Here is a 6,863-nt window from a genome sequence, read left to right as displayed (position 1 = left end):
CACCTACCCGGGGTGTCTCACCTCAGCCTGACGCACAGGGCATCGCAGCGAACGGGACGTACCTTCACACGACTTCGACGTCGACTGGGACCTGGGCCGGGGCAGCTTCAACTAGCTCTCACAGACTGGGACAGTGACGACGTGCCGCAGATCTCGTGGCCCTGCGCAATACCTCCTGCTCTCCGTAATCACCGCCGTCCTGGGGTTGACCTCCTACGTGCCGTTGTCTCCCTCACTCTGAGCCGCATCGCAGGTGCGAGCAGCTGGGAAGAGGCCGGCAAGAGACTCGGCTGGAGATCACGGGAAGGCGCGCAATGGGTACGATACGCATTTGGCGCACTGCCCGAGAAGGATAAGCAACTCCTGCAGGAGGCGACGATCTCGATCGTGCCGCTTCTTCGCCAGCAGCCAAGCCGAGGAGTCTGGAGATCCCGGCCGCAGCTCGCGGGAAGCACGATCGCAAAGCTGCGAGATGCACAACGCGGTGGGTGCCGCGAGTCTATGCAGAAAGAATGGTGTGTCTGCGCGGCTTCGTCCGCGTCAGCGAAACCAGCAGAGCTGCCGGCCCGCCCGGAGAGCTCCCACACACGCCGAGGTTGAGCAACTGGTCGCTCCCTCGGCGCGCCCGGCCCCCGCAAGGGATTGGTCTCCCATTAGATGCGGGGGCCGGGCTCAGCGCCTCACGAGAGACTGCGCTCCGCTCGCGGGNGGGGGGGGGGGGGGGGGGGGGGGGGGGGGGGGGGGGGGGGCACTGCGTGAGGGTCTGTGCCCTGGAGTGACTCGGCACCAAGCCGGCACAGGTGCACCTGACTCTCTGCTGGTTGCTGTCGTCGCCTAGACCAGGCTGCGAGCGACCGGCTCTCTCGGGTAGTTTGCCGAGACCAGCAGGCAGCACCCTCTGCCTGGCCGCCTCGAGGAGGACAGGTCCGGATGTCTAGGGAGAGACAGGTACGGCAGCAAGATCATCCTCGTGCCGCTCTCATAAATGACCCGGACAACGGAAGGGAAGTCACATTACAACGGTTACGCAAGCGGCTTTCGCAACGACAGCTGGATATTCCTACTAGAAATCCTCATCTCCTGCCTCTGAATGCCATCGAGCCAGAAGTCTTCGAGCGAGTCGTCGCAGAGTTGGTCGCGACACACGAGCGCTCCTCAGTGCATTTCTATGGACGATCTGGCCAACGGCAGTTCGGCCTCGACATTTTCGAGGAAGAAGAAGACGGCACACGGGTCATGTATCAGGTCAAGCGATACAAGCGGTTTGGGGTCGCAGATCTACGCGATGCTGTCCGCGAATATGCGGGCGCTCCGGACAACGACGCAGGAAGGAAGTCCTCCCGGTTCAACGCGCGCCGTTTCGTAGTGGTGACTTCCGTCGCAGTTGACAATGACACGGCTATGATCGACGCACTCGCCCTCCTGAAAGACGAGTACAGAGGGCGCCTCCAGGTAGATCTTTGGGGAGCTGAAGCCGTGTCTACGCGGCTGCGGAACATGCCTGCTGTCGTGCTGGCCGTGTTTGGTCAGGCCTGGGCTCGCGAGTACTGCGGCGGCGTTGTTCGACAAGGCAAGGGAGAGGACGAAGTAGAAGAAGTCGCGCGCTTGGCTCTTGCTGCGCACTACGTCAGAGACAACGAAGTGCGGTTCCGCCAAGTGGAGCTGACAGGTGTGACTGTTGAGAGTCTGTTCGTCGATGTGCCCGTCGTCGGTCGACCGGGAACCGAGGTGGAAGCCTTCCTGCGCGATATAAATCCGCGCCCTAGGCCACCCTTGAAGCGTAACGGCGCCACGCGGCCACCTCCCATCGAGGTCCGTACCGAGCCCTTCGGACTTGGCAAGGCAGGTGCTGCGCAGGCGCTCCTACACCCGAACTGGGCTGGTTCCGCAGTGCTCGTCGGAGGACCGGGGCAGGGGAAGACGACGCTGCTGCAGTTCCTCTGCCAATTCTATCGCGCCAGGATACTCGCCCGGGACGAGTATTCGCCGATTGCAGCAGACCTCAGCCCAGTGACTGAGGTTGCGCGTCTGCCTATCAAGGTCGAGCTTACGGACTATGCCGCTTGGCGCAGAGAGCTGTTGGGGCACCCTGCCGGCGTTCACCCGAAAGTGCCCCGTAGACCCGAAAGTTCGCAGCCGAACGCCTCCCTCGAATCGTTCATGGCGATTATGCTTGCGCAGGCTAGTGGCCGAGATTTCTCAGTCAGGCAGCTTAGCGTCCTGGTAACTACCAGGGCAGTCCTTCTCGCTTTCGACGGCCTTGATGAAGTTGCTGACGCTGACGAACGAGATGAGATCGCTGACGAGATCAGGGCAACGAGTGTTCGCATGAGGGCGAATGCGCTGGACGCTCAGCTCATAGTAGCTACCCGGCCCGGGAGCGTAGGGCGCCCGATGTGGCGCGACCCTCACTTCCAGGCTCTCTTCTTGAGCTCACTCACGCCGGCGTTGCGGATGAAGTACCTTGAGCGATGGGTTGCTCAGTCACGACTAGATTCCGCAGAGATCGCTGACTTGCGCCGCACCTTCACCGAGAGCATCACGATGCCCCACGTCGTTGACCTGGCCGGCAACCCGATGCAGCTCGCAATTCTTCTTCATCTGATGCAGCGGAGGGCGGTACTGCCGGAGAAGCGAACGGCTCTGTACGACAGGTACATCGACGTGTTCATGGACCGCGAGTCAAAGTCGCAGATCGTGGCTGAACACAAGGATCTGATCATTGCTTTTCACAAACTTCTGGCCTGGCGCATACACACACAAGTTGAGTTGGGGCAATCTAAGGGTGCGATTGGACTCGTCGAACTGAAGGCACTGCTTACGGAGTACCTCCTGCCTCGTGGCCGTGATGCGCAGTTCGTGGACGAACTCTTCAAGTCCGTTACAACGAGGGTCTTGTGCCTCGTGCAGCGTGAGCTTGACTCTCAGGAGTTTCAGTTCGAGGTGCAGCCTCTGCGCGAGTATTTCGCGGCCGAGCACTTGTACGACACGCTGCCCAGTGACACGAATAAGAACAACCGCATGGCGTGTCTGACGGCACTGATTCGTAGACCGTTCTGGTCGAACGTAATGAGGTTCTTCGCCGGGAAGCTCTCGTCAGGGGAGGTGCCTGCACTCATTTATATGCTCAAAGAGCTGCAGCAGGACCGATACATCGGGGAGCACCCAATCAGCAGGATCGCAGCGAAACTGTTCCTTGATGATCAGGTTTTAGGGGGGCAGGTACAGCTTGTCGTTGACGACATGGTGAGGGTTGTCCTTGAAGGCTCCGGACCGGTGCTCGCGGTCGATGGACTGATTCAGCAGGATGAGTCACTGCTTAGGTTCCATGAACGGGCTGGGCGCAAACAAGCTGTCGACTTTCTCACACGGCGGTTGCTGGAGCACAACGACGAGCACACAATCGCCGCGGTAGTTCAAATTCTCGATCACTGGGGGGAAACGAGGAACGTTGTACGCGCCTGGTGGGCCGCGGCAGCAGAAGCCGAAGCCGGGGTGTGGCTTCTCGCTGGAACTGCCTTGAGGGGCCTCACAGCTGACAATGAGGAACGAAGAAGACGACTCACCGCCAACGCGAGTCAGCTGAACCAGAACATGTCCCTCCTGGACCTACTTCTCGCGTCCGCCAGCGACGTGGTTGACGACGAACTCGTTCTGCGTTGCTTCGCCGAGCTCAAAGATGGCTACGTCCTCCGGCAGCGCGTCCTAGAGGCCAGCAACGGACCGTATGCTCGCCTGTTAGCGGCGTCGAGCGTTGACCGCTTCTACGCCCGCCAGGCGAAGGGTCCCTCCGTACGGACTGAGGGAGGCCTCTTCTCAACGGACAAGGCATCTGACCGAGACGCGCGTGCCTCTTCAGTTGCGGATGGGCAGGCGAGCTACTGGCACGAACTCGTCAGCGCTTTCGATGAAGCACACGCGTGGGGTGACCTTCAGGAGTCGAGATCTTGGGAGCAATGCCTGGATACCTACGAGGGCGTTTGGGGGGGTGATTGCTGGCCGCTCCGGGAGGCCGTCCTAGCTGCTCCAGACGGGGTGATAGCGGAGCTTTCCGCTAAGCCGGACCTGTCGGAGAATGCCGCTTGGCGAAGTGTAGGACGCTGGCGGCGTGAGGCGATCGAGAACAAGACGGACGGAGTCTGGTGGAGTATCGAGGCGTCCGCTTGTGTGCATCGCCTCTCAACAATGAGCTTCCTGACCTCCATCCTTCAGGTTGCGTCCAGTGAGGCTGTGGGGGCGTCTACCGACACCTTGAACGACTTGGTCGAGCGACTCGACCATAGGGATTGGGCCCTGGTCGCCGCAGCTGTCTCTCGCGCCGCGAGGCTGAGTCCGTACGCTCGAACCCTTCGATTAGGAGACGCGCTCAGGTTGCGCCTCATCGAACCCTCACCTCGTCTTGCTGTGCTTCTATGGACGGCGAGCGGGGATGGTACAAGACAACAACTGGCGCCCTACATAGCGCGCGACGCCGGTCGACTTTGGGGCTCAGGGAGTGAGATTGCCGGAGTCCTGACCCGCGCCCTGGCTATCCTCGAGGGCAAGCTGAATGTCGACCAGTTGAGAGGTGGACGGGCGGACGTGCCAGAAGGGACGCTCGACTCAACACGACTTATCAAAATCCGATACGGTCAGGCGCAGGAAATCCTGCGGAACCCCGAGTTGTGGCCTACCGACGTAGTAAGGTCAGCTGCCGATCGCTTGGGAATGCGGCTAAGTGACCAGGAACCGGTATCGGAGGTCGCCAAGCAGCAGGCGTGGAACGCTTGACCTTCCGCCTGGACAGCTGCCGAGTGAAGCCGTCAGACCCGGGCTAAGCCACGTTGTCCGCCGCCTCCCGGGGGTCTGTTCCGCATTCAAGGCAACAGCTAGAGGGATACTAGTAACCGGACGCGGTACGCAAGGGAACCTATGCGCGCGTGCTCGCAGTCTAGACGGCGGCCTGACGCTCGGCAATGTCCGCCCTGAAAGTTGCCACAGCCGCGCGTCCGCGTCGCGATCTGCTTACCAGAGACTGGAACAAATGAAATGAACAAGAAACAGCCGACGTCTAGGATTGCCGTAGTTGCCTGCGTGTTCTCGGTTGTGGCGGTGGGCGTAGTTGGAGCGCTTGAGCCCGATGAGATCAGAGGGCATTTCGAGAACTCGGCAGCCTGGTGGAGTTTCGTTGTTGCAGTCGCGACGCTCGTGGTGACGGCCGCCATACCGGTTCTGCTGTATCACCTCACGAGTGCTAGTGCGCGCGCGGCAGTGGCGCTGCAGGAGCAGCAAAAGGACCTCCTGAGCAGACAAGGACAGATTCTTGCTGCGCAACGCGCTGACCAGCTGGTGTTGCAGGCAAAGTCGTTGACGGGTGAAGCCGATCTCGCTGAGGTCCTTGCAGAAGCCGAAAAACTCGAATCAGCTGTGAGCCGACTTCGTGTTCAGGAGTCCTACTGGTCGAATCCCGCTGTACCAGTAGCAGGCTGGGGGCGACACCGCCTCAACTCGGGACTGGCGGTCCGAGTGTCCGCGCTCAACCTGGCGCCCAAGTTGGAGGGCAAGCCCACCTCGCAGGGCCTCGACGAGCTGGAGACGCTCGCTAAGGCAGCTGCGCTGCAGAACATGCGCGTGACGGAACCCATCACTCAGTGGATGATGCGCCGTTTCAGAGACGGTCGCGGTGCTGGTGATACCCGTATACGAGACCTGCTACGCGACGCCGGCGATGACGAACTCTTTTCCTCTTTGCTCGGGGCGATCGATGACATGGGGCTCCCTCCAGTCGCTAGGGTTCACGTCGTCGCGGGAGTGAGTGATGCTTACCTAGACAGGATCGGCTACTATCCGCGAGGGGAACGACCAACCACTGAACTCGCGTCACCCGATCTTTCGCGACAACTGCTTGCTGGCATGGCCTCGCTCCTACACAGGCGGCGTCTGAACGGTCTTGCTGGCTGGGATGGAGATGAATTTACGATTTCACCTGACGGTGCAGCTGTGGTCGTAGCTGCCTCATGCGCTGCCGCGTCCTACACCGACGAACATCTGGCCATGCGGTGCGTTCAGAACATCTCTCAGATGGGTTTCCCGTCGAGGTCCATGGGTCTCTATGACTTGGACCTGAACTACGCACGGCGCAAGTTCCGGGAGCACCAGGAGAAACTCTTTGCAGCCTACCCGTTTTGAGTGAGAGCGAGTTCGTGATCGGAGAAGAATAGCCGACTCCGCACTTCCGTCCGCTCTTGCGCTGGATCAATGCAGGGACACCCATAGGTCCTTGTCGCGCCGCTGCTGTAGCGCGCACGTCGCTACCCGGCGGGGTCCGGTCGAGCTGGATCTTGCGGCGGAGCTGCCTCGCCTATGAGCGCCCGGCTGCTTGCGGAGAGTGGTCCGTGGGAGCACACGCGCACGGAAGCATCCGCTCGGCGCGCAAGTTGTGAGCTCAACATTCGCAGCTTGAGGCCACGCAGCGTTCTCACGGCTGCGTCACACCGCTGGGCCGTTCTCAAGTAGGCGCTAGGCGGGCACGTTGTCGACATGCCGCGGAAGCTAGATAGCGGCCACTTGTCTCAGATAACTGTCCGGTATGCCCGGCTTAACTGGCTGTCGTGCTGCCGGGGAGCACGGGGCCGAGGCCGAGCGCGACGGCCGCGGGTGGGGAAGGGGTCGGCGTGACGAGGTGATCTGGGTCGACGGGCTCCCTACCTTGGACGGGGCGATACCTGCGTCGCGGCAGGCGCGTAGACGCGACCGGCGGCACGAGCGGGTGGTCGTGCCGGCCACCTGCGATGCGGTGCTCAGGCATGATCGGCGCGTGGACCGCACGAGTCGCTGGCGCGACGGAGGGTGTCAAGCTCGGTGAGACAAGACTGCTTCAGGCG

At 61.4% G+C, this 6,863-nt stretch carries 2 protein-coding genes; both read left to right on the top strand.

From position 1 onward, the window contains the following. The first annotated feature begins 1,236 nt into the window (after positions 1–1,236). A complete protein-coding gene (locus G9H72_RS20605; RefSeq protein WP_166174713.1) occupies positions 1,237–4,770 on the top strand; it encodes an NACHT domain-containing protein in 3,534 nt (1,177 codons plus the stop codon). 258 nt (positions 4,771–5,028) lie between these two features. Beyond that, on the top strand, positions 5,029–6,168 hold the full coding sequence (locus G9H72_RS20600) for a hypothetical protein (protein ID WP_166174711.1): 1,140 nt from the start codon (positions 5,029–5,031) through the stop codon (positions 6,166–6,168). The last annotated feature ends 695 nt before the right edge of the window (positions 6,169–6,863 follow it).

This window comes from Motilibacter aurantiacus (assembly GCF_011250645.1).
Classification (GTDB): Bacteria; Actinomycetota; Actinomycetes; order Motilibacterales; family Motilibacteraceae; genus Motilibacter_A; species Motilibacter_A aurantiacus.
This window is presented reverse-complemented; position numbering and strand designations above follow the sequence as displayed.

Excerpts from the sequence above, each read along its gene's own strand:
- G9H72_RS20600 (WP_166174711.1), top strand. The coding sequence starts at position 5,029 with ATGAACAAGAAACAGCCGACGTCTAGGATTGCCGTAGTTGCCTGCGTG.
- G9H72_RS20605 (WP_166174713.1), top strand. The coding sequence starts at position 1,237 with ATGTATCAGGTCAAGCGATACAAGCGGTTTGGGGTCGCAGATCTACGC.